This is a genomic window from Enterobacter cloacae complex sp. 309I3 (assembly GCF_050031595.1).
GTDB lineage: Bacteria > Pseudomonadota > Gammaproteobacteria > Enterobacterales > Enterobacteriaceae > Enterobacter > Enterobacter cloacae.
Window position 1 is genome coordinate 389,622 of the sequence record NZ_JBLGWI010000001.1, and the last position, 17,754, is coordinate 407,375.

General features: G+C 55.0%; 16 protein-coding genes and 1 rRNA gene. All 17 read left to right on the forward strand.

What is annotated here, in order from left to right; translation table 11 throughout:
* The first annotated feature begins 11 nt into the window (after positions 1-11).
* The 17 genes from rrf to ACQG22_RS01900 all read left to right on the forward strand — a co-directional run bounded on the left by rrf (position 12) and on the right by ACQG22_RS01900 (position 17,753).
* Positions 12-127, forward strand: a 5S ribosomal RNA gene (gene rrf, locus ACQG22_RS01820).
* Between the two features lie 489 nt (positions 128-616).
* Entirely contained in the window at positions 617-1,147 is a 531-nt protein-coding gene (locus tag ACQG22_RS01825) for a fimbrial protein (RefSeq protein WP_013095121.1), read from the forward strand.
* A gap of 219 nt (positions 1,148-1,366) precedes the next feature.
* Entirely contained in the window at positions 1,367-3,841 is a 2,475-nt protein-coding gene (locus ACQG22_RS01830) for a fimbria/pilus outer membrane usher protein (RefSeq protein ID WP_369706806.1), read from the forward strand.
* Positions 3,842-3,882: 41 nt separating this feature from the next.
* On the forward strand, positions 3,883-4,626 hold the full coding sequence (locus ACQG22_RS01835; RefSeq protein ID WP_353798088.1) for a fimbrial biogenesis chaperone: 744 nt from the start codon (positions 3,883-3,885) through the stop codon (positions 4,624-4,626).
* Between the two features lie 18 nt (positions 4,627-4,644).
* Positions 4,645-5,688: a fimbrial protein gene (locus tag ACQG22_RS01840; RefSeq protein WP_095453767.1), complete on the forward strand. Its 1,044-nt coding sequence runs from the start codon at positions 4,645-4,647 to the stop codon at positions 5,686-5,688.
* Between the two features lie 9 nt (positions 5,689-5,697).
* Complete coding sequence (locus ACQG22_RS01845; RefSeq protein ID WP_369706805.1) at positions 5,698-6,246, forward strand: fimbrial protein; 549 nt, start codon at positions 5,698-5,700, stop codon at positions 6,244-6,246.
* 23 nt (positions 6,247-6,269) lie between these two features.
* Positions 6,270-6,929 (forward strand): DNA-binding response regulator, encoded by a 660-nt coding sequence (locus tag ACQG22_RS01850; protein ID WP_369706804.1) that lies wholly within the window; start codon positions 6,270-6,272, stop codon positions 6,927-6,929.
* 89 nt (positions 6,930-7,018) lie between these two features.
* On the forward strand, positions 7,019-7,219 hold the full coding sequence (locus ACQG22_RS01855; protein ID WP_013095127.1) for a DUF4762 family protein: 201 nt from the start codon (positions 7,019-7,021) through the stop codon (positions 7,217-7,219).
* A gap of 75 nt (positions 7,220-7,294) precedes the next feature.
* The gene (locus ACQG22_RS01860) at positions 7,295-7,951 is read left to right on the forward strand and encodes a DsbA family protein (protein ID WP_369706803.1); all 657 of its coding nucleotides are present in this window, start codon (positions 7,295-7,297) and stop codon (positions 7,949-7,951) included.
* Between the two features lie 4 nt (positions 7,952-7,955).
* A complete protein-coding gene (locus ACQG22_RS01865; RefSeq protein WP_213382685.1) occupies positions 7,956-8,912 on the forward strand; it encodes an ABC transporter in 957 nt (318 codons plus the stop codon).
* A gap of 2 nt (positions 8,913-8,914) precedes the next feature.
* Positions 8,915-11,029 carry a peptidase domain-containing ABC transporter gene (locus ACQG22_RS01870; protein ID WP_261658659.1) on the forward strand — a complete coding sequence of 705 codons (2,115 nt, stop codon included), beginning with the start codon at positions 8,915-8,917 and terminating at the stop codon, positions 11,027-11,029.
* Positions 11,019-12,170: an efflux RND transporter periplasmic adaptor subunit gene (locus ACQG22_RS01875; protein WP_369706802.1), complete on the forward strand. Its 1,152-nt coding sequence runs from the start codon at positions 11,019-11,021 to the stop codon at positions 12,168-12,170. The genes ACQG22_RS01870 and ACQG22_RS01875 overlap by 11 nt, the downstream gene beginning before the upstream one ends.
* Before the next feature lie 3 nt (positions 12,171-12,173).
* Entirely contained in the window at positions 12,174-14,105 is a 1,932-nt protein-coding gene (locus ACQG22_RS01880) for an ABC transporter permease (protein WP_369706801.1), read from the forward strand.
* On the forward strand, positions 14,102-15,484 hold the full coding sequence (locus ACQG22_RS01885) for a TolC family protein (protein WP_336340381.1): 1,383 nt from the start codon (positions 14,102-14,104) through the stop codon (positions 15,482-15,484). The genes ACQG22_RS01880 and ACQG22_RS01885 overlap by 4 nt, the downstream gene beginning before the upstream one ends.
* A complete protein-coding gene (locus tag ACQG22_RS01890) occupies positions 15,462-16,715 on the forward strand; it encodes a beta-ketoacyl-[acyl-carrier-protein] synthase family protein (RefSeq protein WP_262812762.1) in 1,254 nt (417 codons plus the stop codon). The genes ACQG22_RS01885 and ACQG22_RS01890 overlap by 23 nt, the downstream gene beginning before the upstream one ends.
* Positions 16,712-17,515, forward strand: coding sequence for a MaoC/PaaZ C-terminal domain-containing protein (locus ACQG22_RS01895; protein WP_013095135.1), 804 nt, complete (start codon positions 16,712-16,714; stop codon positions 17,513-17,515). The genes ACQG22_RS01890 and ACQG22_RS01895 overlap by 4 nt, the downstream gene beginning before the upstream one ends.
* On the forward strand, positions 17,502-17,753 hold the full coding sequence (locus tag ACQG22_RS01900) for an acyl carrier protein (protein ID WP_013095136.1): 252 nt from the start codon (positions 17,502-17,504) through the stop codon (positions 17,751-17,753). The genes ACQG22_RS01895 and ACQG22_RS01900 overlap by 14 nt, the downstream gene beginning before the upstream one ends.
* Position 17,754: the final 1 nt, after the last annotated feature.

Sequence of the window (17,754 nt, forward strand, 5' to 3'; positions counted from 1 at the left end):
AACAGAATTTGCCTGGCGGCTTTAGCGCGGTGGTCCCACCTGACCCCATGCCGAACTCAGAAGTGAAACGCCGTAGCGCCGATGGTAGTGTGGGGTCTCCCCATGTGAGAGTAGGGAACTGCCAGGCATCAAATAAGAAGAACCCCGTACCGTAAGGTGCGGGGTTTTTTGCTTTTGTTTTTCTCCCTCACTCTCACCCTCTCCCTGCGGGTGACTGCATCCGACAGCACAGTTTCTCCCCATGATTAAACAAATTCACATTTCCCTCTACGAAATTTCTTAATTTCCCATTTTTTTTATATTTATATATGTGGTAAAAGCATCATAAATTTCAGATTATTCATGCCACTCTGCGAGATATAAAACCCTGTTTTTTGAGCCTTACGAGTTAATAATGCGTATCTATCCCACATTAAATGTATTGCTTTGTGATGAAATTGTGATTTGGTAGCATTTGAATTAGTTCGAAGAAACGATGGGAATTAATATTAGGCGAGTTTCATTATTCGCATATCGTTTTAAGAACTAAACCAAGAGTTAATTTCACTCGCGTATATCATTTTTGTAGCGTGACGACTCTTTATTTCTCAGGATATTGGTAAAAACAGGATATTTTATGAAACTGAATAAAGTTGCTATGGCTGTTGCTTTGACCGCAGCTCTGAGTTCAATGTCTGCATTCGCTGATACGACGAATGGCCAGATTGAATTCCAGGGCGAACTGGTGAATACCGCATGTGGTCTGGCGCCAGGCTCAAGCCCGGTAAGCGTTGATTTTGGCCAAATTCCAGTTTCTGCACTGGCTAATGGTGCGCGCGCCGGAAACGTACATCAGAACATTGAACTGCAGCACTGTGACACCACCGTTGCACAAACAGCTGAGGTAACGTACTCCCCAACCAGCGTAAACCCAACGGATGCGTCTCTGGCTGCCTTCACTTCTGGTACTGCGTCGGGTGCCGGTATTGGCCTGCGTGACAGCGCCAGCCAGGACGTCGTCTGGGGTAACGCAACCACGCCTGTTCAGTTGGTTGATGGCACCAACACCATTCCGTTCGTGGCATATGTGAAAGCAGAAAGCGCAAGTGCGACCGTAACGGCGGGTTCCTTCCAGTCAACGGTTAACTTCGAGATTGCTTATCAGTAATCCGCAGAGCAACTTCAGTGCGGGAATTATCCCGCACTGTTAAAGAACGAAAATAAAATGGATTTTTAATGCCGCTTTATTTCACTGTCATCGCGATGGAACGATTTACGCGAAAGTCATGACGGCATTTCTCCATATTTTAATTGTAGGCATTAACAAAATAATTATAACGCGGTGGAACGCTGGACGCTTTTAATGGATTTGTTCAGGACGGGGATCATGTCAGTAAAATTAAAAACGAATCTTACAATTATTGCTCTCCTGGTGATGAATTGCTGCTATGCAGCAACGGCGCGCGGAGAAGAGCGCGTTGAGTTTAATACTGATGTTCTGGATGCTTCAGATCGTACCCGTATTGATCTGTCACGTTTTGCGACAGATAACTATGTCACACCTGGTGATTATCTGCTGGATATCCGTATTAACGGCCAGTCGGTAGGCCAGGAGAAAATCCGTTATGTGGAATCGCCTGAAGGCAATCGTACGCTGCCGTGTATCAGCGGCGACCTGCTGGACAAACTGGCGCTGAAAGAAGACGCACGTTCACAGATCGCTCAAATCTATGAAAACTGCTATTCCCTGCAGCGTTTGTCGGGCGCGAAATTAAGCAACTATGCCGGCGTGCTTGATATCACCGTGCCGCAGGCATGGATGAAGTACAACGATCCTGACTGGACGCCGCCTGAACGTTGGGATGAAGGTATTGCTGGCCTGATTTTTGACTACAGCATTAACGGGCAGCTGACTCGTCAGTTCAGTGACAATAAAAACTACAGCGCGATATCAGGTTACGGTCAGGCGGGAGCTAACATCGGCGGCTGGCGCATACGCGGTGAATATCAGACCAGCTACTACAGCCAGCACCATCAATCCAGTTTTGACTGGAACCAGATCTACGCCTACCGGCCTTTGCCGATGATGGCGGCAAAACTGACGCTGGGGGAGATTTACCTGAACTCGCAGGTTTTCGATACGCTGCGATTTACCGGGATTAACCTCGCCAGCGATGAGCGGATGCTGCCGCCTGCGCTGCAGGGCTATGCGCCTGAAATCCACGGTATTGCTCGCTCGAATGCCAAAGTGACCGTCAGTCAGAGCGGGCGCGTCATCTATGAAACTACCGTCCCCGCCGGACCGTTCAATATTCAGGATTTACGCAGTTCAGTGCGCGGTACGCTCGATGTACGCGTTGAGGAGCAGGATGGCTCGGTATCGCTGTTCCAGGTGAATACCGCCAGTATTCCGTATCTCACGCGTCCGGGCTATGTGCGTTACAACCTCTCTGGTGGCACGCCGTCCCGCTATAACCACTCGCTAAAGGGACCGACGTTCCTGTCTGGCGATTTCTCCTGGGGGATCAGCAACGCGTGGTCGCTGTACGGTGGCCTGCAGTCATCGGGTGAAGCCTACACTGCAGCTTCTCTGGGTATAGGTCGCGATCTGAACGCGTTAGGGGCGATCTCTCTGGATGCCACAGAGTCGTGGAGCCGTGAGCCTGACGGCAAACGCCTGAAAGGTACCTCATATAAGTTGAGCTACGCGAAAACCTTCGACGAATACAACAGCTCAATTACGTTCGCGGGGTACCGCTTCTCACAGGAAGACTTCCGCACGATGGCGCAATACCTTGATGAGCGTTATCAGAGTTATGACCATGTCGGACGCGAGAAACAGCTCTACACCATTACCGGGAGTAAAACCTTCTGGGCCGGTGAGGCGGGTAAAGCGACGACCGTCTTTCTTACCTGGACCCACCAAAACTACTGGAATCAGCGCAGCCAGGATCGATACGGCATGTCCGTGGGGCGAGCCTTCCGCGTTGGCGATATCAACGGCATCACCGCCAATCTTTCTGCTTACCGTACCGATTATAAAGGGCGTAAGGATGACTCAATTTCCCTCTCGCTGTCTGTGCCGATTGGGGATAACAAATGGGCGGGTCTGGACGTCCAGACCAACAACGGTAAAACCAGTCCAATGGCGTCATACACCGACAACAGCGACTTCAACAATCTGTGGCGCGTTCGCGCGGGTGCCAGTCAGAACAGTAACGCCAGCGTTGACGGCTATTACCTGCACCGTTCGCAGTGGGCGGAAATTAATACCAACGCAAGCTACCAGCAAAATGAGTTTATGGCGTTAAGCACCACTCTGCGCGGCGGCTTTACGGCGACCCGGCACGGTGCGGCGATGCATAACAGTGGCGCAACAATGAACACGGCGCGGGTCATGGTCGATACCAACGGCATTGGCGGCGTCCCACTCAATGGTGAAAAGTCCCGGACTAACCGCTTCGGTATTGCCGTTGTACCGGATGTAGTGAGTTACAACAGCTTTGATACCCGCGTAGATGTCGACGCCATGGATGGCGATATCGAACCGGCCAGAGCCATCAGTACCAGCACCCTGACTGAAGGGGCCATCGGCTATCAGGCTTTTGGGATGGCGAAAGGGATGAAAATGATGGGCACGTTGCGCCTCGTTGATAACAGCGTCCCTCCTTTTGGGGCAGAAATTTACAACGCCGATGGCGTAAGCGTCGCCATGGTGCTGGAGGACGGAAAGGCATGGCTTGCGGGCATAAACGCCAATGAAACCCTGAATGTTATGTGGGGGGGCAAACAGCAGTGCAAAGTAACCGTCCCGCCTGGAGAGAACAACGGACGTTCGGACATGCTTCTGCCGTGCCGTTAATCCTTTAGTAAGCATTATCTCACTGTAATGAAAGGCTAAAAATGAGCAAGAACAGACATAGCAGATATCTTACGGCGGCGTGTGCGCTTAGCCTGGTGGCGGGCTACGCGCAGGCAGGCGTCTCCCTGGATCGGACGCGCATCATCATTACGGAGAAAGAGTCTTCGTCCAGCGCCAATTTGTCCAATACCAGCCCGGATATCCCCTTCCTGGCCCAGTCGTGGGTGGAGGATGAAAAGGGCAATAAGATCGCCTCTCCGCTGATTGTACTCCCGCCGTTACAGCGAATTAATGGGGGGCAGAAAGGGATCGCGCGGGTCACTAAAACGGCTGGCATCGAAAAACTGCCGAAGGACAGAGAGAGCCTGTTCTACCTCAACGTCAGGGAAATTCCGCCAAAACCGGAAAAACCCAACACGCTTCAGCTGGCAATGCAATCACGCATCAAGTTGTTTTATCGCCCTGAAGCGGTGATCCCGAAGACAAAGGGGGAAGTTTGGCAGGATCGGGTGGTGTTCCAGAAAAGCGGCAGCGAAATGACCGTGCAGAATCCTACGCCTTACTACGTGACGATCCTCAGCCTGACCAAAGGAGACGGGGTGAAGATCACCCGTTTCCCGGGGATCATGGTTGCGCCTAAATCGAGCCAGACGTTTGCGGTAACGGACGCCGGTGTCAGTCAGTTTTCTATGAAGTTTGTGAATGACTATGGCGGGCATCCGGAGCTGAAATTCCGTTGTGATGGCAATATCTGTAAGGCGTTACCCCCTGCCCAGCAGGGTTAACAAGGAAGGAGCCTGACAATGCAACATCCTTATCCTTATGCCGCTCTTCTCGCGATGTGCGCGCTCGGATTTTCCGGGGCGGCACGATCCGTGGTGGACGGTGAAATTAAGGCGGTAAATGGCACCTATGAATACCTGATCAACATTAACAATCATGATATTACCAGCAATCAGGTCGGTGCTGTCGTTATCGACGAATTTGATCTGGCAGGGATGTTTCAGGGCCGCGCGTACTGCGCGCAGCCGATGATAAGCCAGCCGGTCTATTACACGTCGCAGGCAACGTTAACCCAATCAGGAATGACGGCGGGTTACCTCAAGCTGAATGACTACATGGACGTCAAAATCGAGATCTACATCGGCGGTAATCTACAGCAGTACAAAACCGTACCCTTCGATAACGTCTCCAATAATGTCAATCAGAACTACTGCAACCCCCCCAGCACCATACTGGACAACCAGTTTGCTTCCGGTGCGAAGGGGAAAGTGACCTTTATGATCACCAAGCCCATTATCAATGGGGTCAACTTGCAGGGGGCAGAAATCGCAACACTTTATGGACGACTGGGGCCGGGTGCAATGGGCCAAACGCCACTGTCGCGCGTCACCATCGCTTCAGGCGTCATCACCGTACCGGATAAATGCATCGTGAATCAGGGGACGCCCATCGTCGTTGACTTCGGCAACATTCCGGGGACGGGCAGTCGGCTGGATGGCATCAATTACAGTCAAAACGTACCGATTCACGTCAAGTGCCAGGGCGGCAGTTTTTCCCAAGGAGAGCTGAATATCAAGCTGGGGATCCAGCAAGCTAATCCAGCGTTCAGTGACGGTAAATACCTGAGTACGCAGGGAGCCGTCGACCGGTCTGAATTGGGGATCGCGCTGCGTGATAGCAAGGGTAATCCTGTGGTGCCAAACACGTTCTATAACGTGCCGGGATTTTCCCACAACGAAGGTGACTGGAACCTGATCGCCGCGCCGGTGGCCAAAAACACTACCTCGGTTATTCCCGAAGGCGAGTTCCATGCGTCGGCGACGGTTGTGGCTGAATTCCAGTAAGGAGGGAATATGCATCGCATGATAATCATCCTCACCTGTTATCTCACGGTATTCGCTGCGGCACCCGCCTGGGCGCTGGGAGAGTTGATCGGTGGCGATCTTAGCTTTAAAGGCGTCGTCATGGCTTACCCGTGCAGTATTGCGCCAGAGTCGGGTCGGATCCTGGTGGATTTTGGTGAGATATCAACAAAGTCATTGTATATAAACGGAAAAACGACACCGGTTCCGTTCGCGATTAAATTGCAGGACTGTAATCCGAACGTCTTTAACGCGGTGACGGTAACGTTCAGCGGCATCGCCAACGCCAATATGGCGGACCGGCTGGCCATCAACGCAACAGCGCCGGGTAATGCGGGCGGGGTAGGGATTGGATTGCTGGAGGAGGATGATACTCCCGTGCGCCTGAATGTCGCCACCCGTCCCACTCTCATCAACGACACCCTGTTACGGCTAAGCTTCCAGGCTTTTGTTGAAGCGGAACCCGATGCCGTGGCAAGCGGAACGTTAACTACCGGGCCATTTACCGCCACTGCACATTATACGTTGGATTATCAGTAGCGGCGTTAACCGGGAGCTGCGGCATGAGATATCAGTTCTTTCTTTACGATAAAAATATTTTTTATTCGCAAGGAATTAAAATGGTTATTACCAGTTTACTCGCAGAACAAGCGGACGTTTTATATTCCTTAACGGATGATTACGATCAGCTCCTTGTTCAATTACAGCGTCAGGTTAATGACGAGGGTTGCATGTGGATCCTCTGTGATTTAGACAGCCTGCCGCGAGAGCGGCTTCACACGCTGCAATTAATGAAAGAGTTCTATCAGCAGGAAAATAAAAACCTGATTATTCTCTTAAGCAAACATAATATGCCTCTTTTTTTTGCGCTGTATTCGCTTTTGCCCACCGCGCACTGGTTGCTCAAAACTGAAAATATGGAGAGCATCACGCCTTTTTTTCAGCGTCTGTTGGATAAAACACGTCAGGGATGTTGCTTTAGTGCATCGCTGGTCAACTATACGAAAAAAAAACTTTATGACCGGAGCGTGGATCCCACGATTTCCGGGAGTGAGTGGTGGTTGATGGAAGAGCTATTTAAGGGGAAATCCCTGTCGCAAATATCAGACGAAGTAAACGTCGACATTCGTCGCTTGAGCTATATCAAACGCCATTTAATGAAGAGGTTGAATATCAAAAGCAATATCGCTTTATTCTCTGCGTTTCGCGGCATTATGCCCTGAATCCGTGAGCCACATTTTCGGTAGAACACATTACCGATTTAACAGTGCAACATATTGCACGCCATTAACCCGAAGTAAGGAGAACGGAAATGAAAAAACTGACCGCATTTGAAGCCGCGAGGATTGTGGGGGGAACCTGCAAGACGTGTGAAATCACGTATCAAAACGTCACCGTTGGTGGCGTCACCTCCTGTAAGCAGATCACAACCTGTACAGATAAGCATGGCTGTACGACCACAATGAGAGATGCTGATTCCAGCAAATGCGGTGGGATCCCTAACCGCTATTAACATCGACACTGCCTGGGGGCTGAACACCCTCAGGCTCTTATTTTCCACTGAGAGAATACGATAGTGACTACCTGTATGCGCAAAACCGCGATCGGTTATTCGATCTTTCTGATTATGGTTTCCGTTTTGATTACGGTACTTTGTTACCATATTTTTGTTTTTAAAACTTTTACGAGAGATGATTCGCAGACGCAGGCATTTCGCGAGGTCAGCCCCGACATGCAGGCGAACAGTCCGATTAAAAATGAGCGCAGTATTATCGAAGTCATGTCTTATGGTTGTCATTATTGTGCGGCAAACGAAGAGAACCTCGCGGAATTTAGCCGTACTCTGCCGCCAGACAGCACATTTACCTCTATTCATATTGCTGACGAGGATAATGGTCTTGCAGCCTATGCACCGCTTTTTGCGACGCTGGAAGCGATGGGGATAGAAAAGCAGATTCGCGACAGTGCGTATAACGCCATTATCACGCGCAACGTCGATTTGACGGATGAAAAAAAGCTGAATGGTTGGTTAGTCAAAAATAATATTGATGTCGTCAAGTTTAATACGTTCAGGCTAAGCAATGCGGTAAAAGAACGTCTCAGCGAAATGGCGGCCATTACTGCTTACTATGATATCAACGCCACCCCGATGTTTATTATTAATAAACGCTATGTTGTTGCTCAGGATCGCGAGTTCCCGGCGTTTGCGCAGCGCATTCGGGAATTGCTCGAAGAGGATAAATAATCCCGTGGTCAGATTATTCATAATCTGGAGCGTGTTGAGTTTTAAAAACAGCACGGGAAAGATTGAAGACATTCATCAAAGGCTTACTCAGTGCGGTGTTTTTTTTCTGAGGAAAATTGTGCGCGTCGTGCCTCTCCCTGTGACGCTGACCGTGGCGAAGGGACTGTGCGCAACGCGACTGTTCGGGCGTGCGTTTCGCTTGCGTAACGCGGTGGCGAATGAAAACGTTCGTTGCCTGACCGGGCAAAAAATCCGCCTGAACGTGGCCTGGCTGACAGTACGGCGACGCCTGCTGGAAGAGGCCGCCACCTGGGCGCAAAACCCGGCGCTGCTTCAGCAAATGCGTACTTGCGCAGCGGAACTCAATGCGGTGGTTACACCGCTGTACCAGCAAAATGCACCCTACATACTGGCGCCGCTCCATACGGTGTCTGACGTGCTCGCTGCCATCATTGGTGCCAGCGTCACGCCGGGGAAAGCCAGTGTGGTGGTCTCGTCCAGCGCGGAGCTTTACAGCGCTCCCGCCCGTGCATTCGGCGGCGTAGCACTTGACTACTGTTCAATCCACCAGGAAAACAAAACGCTTGCCAGCAACCTGATGGATCTCATCACCGATGTCGCCGCCGGGCAGCGGAACATGATTATTTTCCCCGATATCACACCAGACTATACCTCGCAGGCTGAAGGGATGCTGGTGGCGAAACAGCCGTGTCGTTTATTTGGTCGCAGCGCCAGGTTGCACGGTGGTCTGGTGCGTCTTTCCGGGGCGATAGCTGCGCAGGTCGTGTTTTATCACCTGAGCTATGACAACCGCCTGCGTATTCACATTCATCCGCCGGTGAGCAGCCAGCATGTCGCCAGCGCGCTGCCCGACATCATTGAATCTACCCTGCGAGCGTCCCCGCAGGAGTGGCTCCTGTGGCACAGCCATTCTCTCTACTTTATTAATCACTCACGATAACAATGAAAAACACGATCCCGAATCTGATCTTTCAGGAAGAGACCAACGAATGCGGACTGGCGTGTGTAGCAATGCTGGCACAAACACAGGGACAGACGATCTCACTGGAAACGCTGCGCGACATTTTTCCAGCCTCCGACCACGGTACGTCGCTGGACACGCTGATGGCCATTCTGGCGCGGTTGGGCATTGCGACGGCCCCTGTGCTGTTTGAGCATCACGAACTCAGTGAACTCCCGCTGCCAGCCATTTTGCACTACGGCGCGAGCCACTATGTCCTGCTGGCCTGGCGTAAAGGCAACCACGTCTGCGTGATGAACCCGGCGATTGGCGAGCAGTGGCTGCCTTTTGCCGCGCTTAAGCAGGAGATCAGCGGCTATGCCCTGATAGTGGAGCCAGAGCAGAGGCTGGCTGCAGATCCCGCGCTGGCGCGACCGACAGCGGGACAGAGCATGCCTCGGGTGATGAGCATGAAGGAGACGGCAGATGTGCCGGGCATATATCGGCTGATGCTGTTGACCTTCATGGTGTCATTAACGCTGTTTCTGATGCCCACGATGGTGAGTAGTGCCATCAATAAAGCTTTCTCCAGCGTTGAGAGCAGCGGCTTCCCGTACGGCTGGTTTATTCTGGCCTTTGTGGTCTCTTCGCTGATGGCGCTGGGGGTTCGGGCGATCGCCGAACGCTACATTAAACGCTTTGTGCTGATCCACAGCGGTGTCGGCTTTTCTCGCCTGCTTCAAAACCCCCTCCGTTTTTTTGAAAAACGCGCGCCGGGGGAGATCTTCAGCCGCTTCACGGCCTGGCAGATGGGCCTGCTGCAGAAGATCGAACTGGATAATGGTCTGCGTTCCGATTGGGTGATCGGTGCGATCGCGCTGGCGATCATGTTCTGGATCGCGCCCATCCTGGCGGCGATCTCCGCCATTGGCGTGACGGTGATGGGGATCATCAGCGTCTGGGCCGTGATCCGCGATCGCTGGTTTACCCAGCAGCTACAGCTGAAAAGCGCTGCGCTGAATGATTTTTTCATGGAGACCCTTCAGGGCATATTGACTGTCAAAACCGCCGGGCTGGAAGGGCAGCGTCAGGCGCAGTTTGCCGCCTTAAGCCGCGAGCTCTACACATGCCTACAGCGCCAGAAGGTCTATCAACAGGTGAAAGAAGGGCTCTATCAGCTATGCGGTAGCCTGGAGATGGTGGCGTTTATGCTGGTGGTACTGCCGATGGTCCATGGCAAGCAGATCTCGCTGGGCGATTTTTTTGCCTACAGCTTCCTGCGGCAAATCTTCACGTCCTACGTCACGCGGATCTTCTACGCCATCATCCAGAAAACGCAGCTGCACGTGATCGACACCCGCGCACATGCCCTCTTTGCTCCAGGAGGAGAACGCGCGCCCGCGCCGCTGATCGCGGTACCGACAGCGGATACAACGCCTGCTTTGGCCTTTGAGGCGCTTGGCTACGGGTATGACCCCGCTGTGCCCGTCCTTTCATCCGTCTCATTATCGCTGCCGGCGGGTGAGCAGATCGCGATAGTCGGGGAGTCGGGGGCCGGTAAAAGTACCTTACTTCGGCTGATCGCCGGGCTGTTTTCGCCTCAGGCAGGAGGATGTTATGCCGCCGGTCGCGCGCTGCCTGCCGCGCATCTGGCGCAGTATGTCTGTTTGCAAAGCCAGGAGGACATTCTTTTTAACGCCTCGGTGCGTGAAAACATCACCTTATTCGACGCGCACTACCGCGAGCGTGACCGCGGACGGGTTGAGGCCCTGCTTGATGCTCTCATGCTGGGTGACGTGGTGCGTGCATTGCCGGGTGGGCTGGATGCTCTGATCCGCGAAAGCCACGCGGCGCTCTCTCTCGGCCAGCGTCAGCGCCTGTTGCTGGCGCGCGCGTTGTACAGCTCACGTCCGGTGTTATTGCTCGATGAGCCGACGGCCAATCTTGATGACGAAACCGCGGCAATCGTCATGGCAACGGTTCACGCCCACTGCCGCAGGGCCGGTAAGTCGTTGATTGTTGTCACGCATAGCGAGCAGGTTTTATCGGGCTTTCAGCAGGTTTACCACCTGGTCGACGGCAGGCTCAGCCTGCGGGAAGGGAGCGATGAAGCATAAATCTCGCTGGGTGATGCTGGGCTGCGGTCTGGCGTTTGCCGCCGCGATGGCGGGCGTCTGGGTGTCTATGGCCTCGCCCTCACCGCATACGCGTTTACCCGTGGACACTATCGGCACCGGCGACATCGAAAAGGTGGTGCTGGTGACGGGGATCCTGAAGCCAGCGGTACAGGTTAACGTCGGTGCGCAGGTCAACGGACAGCTGCGGAAATTGTATGTTCGCCAGGGAGAGCGCGTGAAGAAAGGGCAACTGCTGGCAGAAATCGACCCGACGTTACAGGAATCGGAACTCAGGAATACAAAGGCGCAGCTTGCCAGCGCCCGAGCGCAAAAGCGCTCTGCGCAGGCAATGTTGCTGCGCTACCGCCAGGAGCTGGACCGACAGCGTCTGATGCAGCGTGACGGCTCGGGGGTGCGCAGTGAGTTTGAGCAGGCCAGATCGCAATACGCTGTGCAGGTGGAGCAGATAGCGGTGAGCGAGGCGCAGATTGCACAGGCTGAAATGGCGGTGAAAACGGCGCAGGCCAACCTCAGCTATACCCGCATTGTCGCGCCCGTCGACGGCGAGGTGCTGGGTATTGTGACCCGTGAAGGTCAGACCATCGTTTCTTCGCAAACGGCGCCGACCATCCTGGTGTTGGCGGATCTCGATACGATGCAGGTGCAAACGCGTATTTCAGAAGCGGACGTCCAAAAAATTCATCCCGGCCAGCCGCTCAGTTTTTATGTCATCGCCAATCCGGATAAACGCTACGCCAGTACCATGGGCTATGTGCAGCCTGCGCCGCAGGACGCGATGGAGGCGTCCGGTGAGAGAGGTATGGGCGGGAACGCGCAGGCGATGGCAGTCTACTACACCGGCACGTTCGAAGTGCCTAACGCCGGGCGTGAGCTCAAAACATCCATGACGGCACAGGTATTTATTCAGATCGCCAGGGCCAGCAATGTCCTGCGTGTTCCGGTTGCCGCACTGGGCCAGGCGCTGGATGCCGATCGTTACACCATCACCACCGTTAAAGATGGAAATACGCAGTCCCGCACGATCCGCATTGGCATTCAAGATCGGCAGTACGCCGAAGTGCTGGAAGGGCTGCAGGCGGGCGAACAGGTGGTGCTGGCGCAAGAGACGGAGCGAGGATAGCGGATGGAGCCGATTATCGTATTACGGCGGGTGTGCAGACGATTCCACGCGGGCACTCAAACGTTAGCGGTGCTGAGTGATATTTCACTGACCTTTCATCGCGGTGAAATGGTGGCGATTGTGGGGGCATCCGGCTCGGGTAAGTCCACGCTGATGAACATCATTGGCTGCCTGGACAAGCCCACGTCCGGAGAAGTCCTGATCAACGGCACGCCCGTGCATAACGCGGATAGCCTCTACCTTGCCGATCTGCGCAGCCGTTACCTGGGATTCATTTTTCAGCGCTATCACCTGATGCCGTATCTGACCGCAGAAGAAAACATTGCCATTCCCGCGCTGTACACCGCAATGTCGGAACAGGAGCGTACCGCCCGTGTGCAGAGGTTAGCTGTTCAGCTCGGGCTGGAAAACCGTCTCCAGCACCGTCCAGCGGAGCTGTCGGGTGGACAACAGCAGCGGGTGAGCATTTGTCGGGCATTGATCAACGGTGCACACATTATCCTGGCAGACGAACCTACCGGCGCGCTCGACAGTACCCGCGGTAAGGCTCTGATGGGCGTGCTGCATCAGCTGCATGCGTCGGGGCACACGGTGATTATCGTTACCCATGACCGCGATATCGCCCGACAGGCGCAGCGCATAATTGAGATTAGCGACGGGCGAATCATCAGCGATGTACGGCACGCTGAGGTTCATCTCTCAACGCTGCTGCCGGAGCAGGACAACGGCCGAGCGTCGCTGGTGAGCCGTTTTCGCGAGTCGGTTCGTATGGCCTGGCGTGCACTGCTTGGGCACCGTATGCGTGCGTTTCTTTCCATGCTGGGGATCATCATTGGCATCGCGTCGGTGGTGTCGTCAATGGCGGTAGGGGAAGGCGCGCGGCGGGCGATCGTGGATGAGATAGGCAAGCTGGGAAATACGACGCTTGAGATCCGCCCGGGCACCGGATGGGGCAACGCGCGTCCGGACATGGCGCGCGCGCTGTCGATGGAAGACGTGCGCAGTTTGCAGGCGCTGCCGTGGGTGATGGGCGTCTCGCCGGTCGTCAGCAGCACTGCACTCGCGGTCCGCAAAGGTCTGGATTCCTCGATGATGCTGTCAGGGGTATCACAGGACTTTTTCACCCTGCAAGGGCTGCGCGTTGTTCAGGGTAATGGCTTCACGGCGCGCGATGTTGCGGAAGGTGAACCGGTTATGATCCTGGATGAAACCGGGCGAGATACGCTGTTCCCCGGTGGGGAAAATCCGCTCGGTACACTTGTGCAGATTGCCGGTGCGCCGTGGCGCGTGATCGGCGTGGCCACTCGACCCGGGCCGAAAGTGGTGGGGGGCTTCATGGCGGCGTGGGTTCCGCATACTGCTTTGCAGCAGCGGCTGACGGGGCAAATACCGCTGGAGTCGCTGGTGCTGCGTTTTCAGCCGCCGCTGACATCACAGGAGGCCGCGCAGCGCGTGGAGCGCCACCTGCTGCGGGAACACGGACGAAAAGATTTCTTTATACAAACCGACGATCGGCTGGCGAATGCCATGCAAAAAACGTCGGACTCCATGTCGCTTCTGATTACAGCGATCGCGGCTATCTCGCTGCTGGTGGGCGGCGTGGGTGTGATGAATATCATGCTGGTGTCGGTGACGGAGCGGACGCATGAAATCGGCATTCGATTATCCGTGGGGGCTCGACCCGCAGACATCATGAACCAGTTTCTCATTGAGGCGGTGATGATCTGCGTGCTCGGTGGCCTGGTGGGGGTGTCAGGCGCCTGGCTGGCAGGGCATATTTTTGCCTTCGTGACGGACGCCTTTTCAATGGTGTTTACCGTATTCCCGGTGCTGATGGCCTGCGGTTTTTCTGCTGCGATCGGCCTCACGTTTGGTTATTTCCCGGCGCGCAGCGCGGCTCGCCTTTCCCCTACGGAGGCTCTGGCTCGCGAATGACACGATACCTCTTTTTAGCCGTACTGCTACTCCTGGCGGGTTGCCGCGCGATGACCCGCAGCGACTACCAGCGCCCGCTGCTGTCATTGCCCACACAGTGGCCCACGATGGCGGAAAAGGGGACGGAAAACGGCTGGCGTTTTAGCGATCCCCGCCTGTCTCGGGTGATTGAACAGGTACTGGAAAGCAATAACGATCTTGCAGCGGCAGCCCTCACGCTGCAGCAAGCACGCGTTGCGGCAGGACTCACCAGCACTAACATCTCCCCCGACGTCAGAGTGAGTGGAGCCGCCAGTAACAGTAAAAATGTGCGTCGGGGGGCACCTCCACAGGAGAACTACAGCGGCAGTGTTGCCATCGCCTGGGAGCTGGACCTGTGGGGAAAACTGGCGCGCACCCGTGAGCAAAGCGAATGGCAGGCCAGGGCAAGCGAGCAGGATTACCGTGCAACCGTTCTCTCAACGATGGGCCTCACCGCTCAGCTTTACTGGCGTATCGCCTTGTATAACCAGCAGATCCGCCATCAGCGTGACGGTCTGACTGTCTCTGAACAGACCGTGCAACAGGTGTCCTCATGGTTTAACGCCGGAAAGGTGGGGCAACTTGATGTTCTGCAAGCACAGCAGGCGCTGCTGGCGCGGCAAAATCAGCTCAGAACGTTGGTTCAGCAGCGCCAGAACACACGCAGTGCGCTGGCACTGATGCTTAACAGGCCGGCGGAACAACATGCCGATGAATTGCGCGAGCTGGACGTGTATCAGCAGGTGCCTGTGGCACAAAAAACGCCGCTACGGGTGATCGCTCAGCGGCCAGATATTCAGGCTGCTGAGTCGCGCCTGCGCGCCGCGCTTGCGGGTTACGACGCGGCTCGCCTGCAGTTCTACCCCACACTTTCGCTTGATGCGTCTCTGAATGCCGGGAGCCAGGTTTTCAGCCAGTGGTTCCGCGATCCTATCCGTACGACAGGGGGCGCGCTGGCCTTGCCGTTTATCCAGTGGAACACCCGTCAGCTCACCGTCGCGCAGGCGGATTTAGCGATAAAACAGGCAGCGATCGCATTTCGTTCTACCGCCTATACCGCACTCGCTGAAGTGGATGAGGCTATGGAAAACCGGCTGAGTGCAGATGAGCAACGCAGCCGACTCCATCAGTCGCTGGCGCTTAGCCAGCGGCGATTATCCCTTACGGAAAGCCGTTATCGCGCAGGTGCGGTGGATTTCCAGACGCTGCTCAACGCGCAGGACGATCTGCTGAACACAGAGAACGCCCTCGCGCAAACCCAGTACGACTACCTTTACGCCACGCTGCAGCTCTGGCTGGCACAAGGGGGCGACACGCAAAACAGGATGATAAAAGATGAAGCTGAAAAATGGAGATAATCGGGTGGTTGTTACCGGCTATGGGGCCGTTACCCCCCTTGGCGTGACGGCTAGTGAGAGCTGGCAGGCGATCATGGACTATCGGCTGGGCTATCGCTACGTCGATTACACGGCGCGGAATATCAAAACCCATTTTCTCGGGCTGGTGGACAACGAACCCAGCCTGATTGGGGTTCCTGCCGCCGTCAGACGCCGTCTGCCGCGTTTTGCCCGGCTCACGTTTGGCGCGGCGCGTCAGGCCATGGCGATGGCTTTTGGCGGCCAGCCACCGCAGGAGTTCTATAGCCCGCTAGACTGCGGCGCGATCATGGGGACCGGCTGGGGAGGGCTGGACGAAAGCTACGATGCGCAGAGCGATTTTTCGGCAACGGGCTTCGCCTCGCCGTTTAACTGTTTTTATTCGATGCCTAGCGTCACCACTGCCGCCTGTAGCCAGTTCTGGGGGCTCAACGGCTTCCAGAACACCGTGGTAGCGGCCTGTGCGACGGGAACCATCGCCATTGGCGAAGCCTACGAGGTGATCCGCACCGGCAGAGCGCAGATGATGCTGGCGGGGGCCGGGGAGTCGCTGACCAGTCCCTGCGCGATCTGGAATATCGACGTATTAGGGGCGTTAAGTAAAGAAACGCAGGATCCGCAGCGCGCCAGCTGTCCTTTCAGTGCCCACCGTAATGGGTTCGTGCTGTCGGAGGGGGCGGCGGTACTGTGTCTGGAGTCGCGCGAGGGGGCGCTTGCGCGCGGCGCGACCATTCTTGGCGAAATTACGGGTTACGCCAATTTCTCTGACGCCTGGGATTTTACCTCGCCCGCTGAAGACTGCCTTGCGCGCGTGCAAACCATCATCTCCGCGCTGCGGCAGGCCGGACTTGAACCCGAGCACCTGGACTATATTAACGCTCATGGTACTTCGACACCGCTCAATGACATCAACGAAACGCAATCGCTAAAAATGGCGCTGGGGGAGGCGGTCTGGACTGTTCCCATTTCCAGCACGAAGTCTTACTCCGGGCACTTAATTTCAGCCGCAGGCGCGTTCGAGAGCATCGTCTGCCTGCAGGCCATTGCCAACGGCATTATCCCCGCGACGACCAATTTTCAGCATGCGGATGAGTGCTGTGATCTGGATTATGTCGTTGAAGGGCATCGTCACGCCACTATCCGCCGTACGCTCAACCTGAGCTTTGGGTTTGGTGGCGCAAACGCGGCGTTGATTCTGGAGAAACATTCATGATGACGCTGCGTTACAGCCAACAGGATGCGCGGCTATGGGCTGCATTTTCAGGGGATTACAACCCCGTGCATTTTGATAAAGCCTGGGTGAAATCGCAGGGTGGAAGCCGGCTCAGCGTGCACGGTATGCGCGCCCTGCTGGATGTCAAACGGTTCATCAGTCCGGAAGTTCGCCGCTCATCCTTTCTGAAGTGTACCGTGCGGTTGCGCAGGCCGCTGTGGCGGGATACCACTTATCTTCTGATGTGCGATCCCAACAAGCCTGTTTCAGCCTCCGTGTACGATCTTACCGCTCAAACGGTCTGCCTTTCATGTGCTATCGCGCCGGTTAACCTTTTTGCTGTGGCAGAAGCAGAAAGTCAGCGAGAACTCGGCGCATCAACCATTGCCGCGCTACATCAGACGTTTTTGCCCCTGCTTCCCCACGCACAGCAGTGGCATTTTCTTGATGCCCTGCTGTTTCGCCATCTTCTTCAGGATACCGCGCTGTTACATCAGAAAGACATCGCACCGCTGATACCGTCTGGTCATACGCTGGAGGCGTTGTTTACCCGCTATCCCGTTGTCCAGACCCATCAGGAGGTTGTTTTTGACAGCCATCTGCTCGCGCCCTGGCAGACGGTGCCTTTACCGGAACCGCTTGAGATAGAGACATTACCCGCCACGGTGGTTGGCGATCTTAGATATGGCGCAGTGGTGCGAATTGCTGCGCAAACCCGTTATCAACAACACTACATCAGCAGTGCCGTGACGCTGAAAGTTGGCCCGCTGACAAAAGGAAATGCAAATGAACTCGTATGAAATCATCTACAGCAAAATCAGCGAAATGATTGCTGATGCAAAAGATCTGCCGCTGGAGGCGCTGACACCGGACACGACGCTGCCGCAGCTGGAACTTGACAGCCTCGATTATGTTGAACTGATGGTACTGGCGAAACGCGAGTTTAACGTGACGCTTACGGCCGAAATGTTTATGAAAAAGCCGCATATGACCCTTCGCGATTTGAGTCTGTACATCGACCAGGAAATGGCTGGCTGAG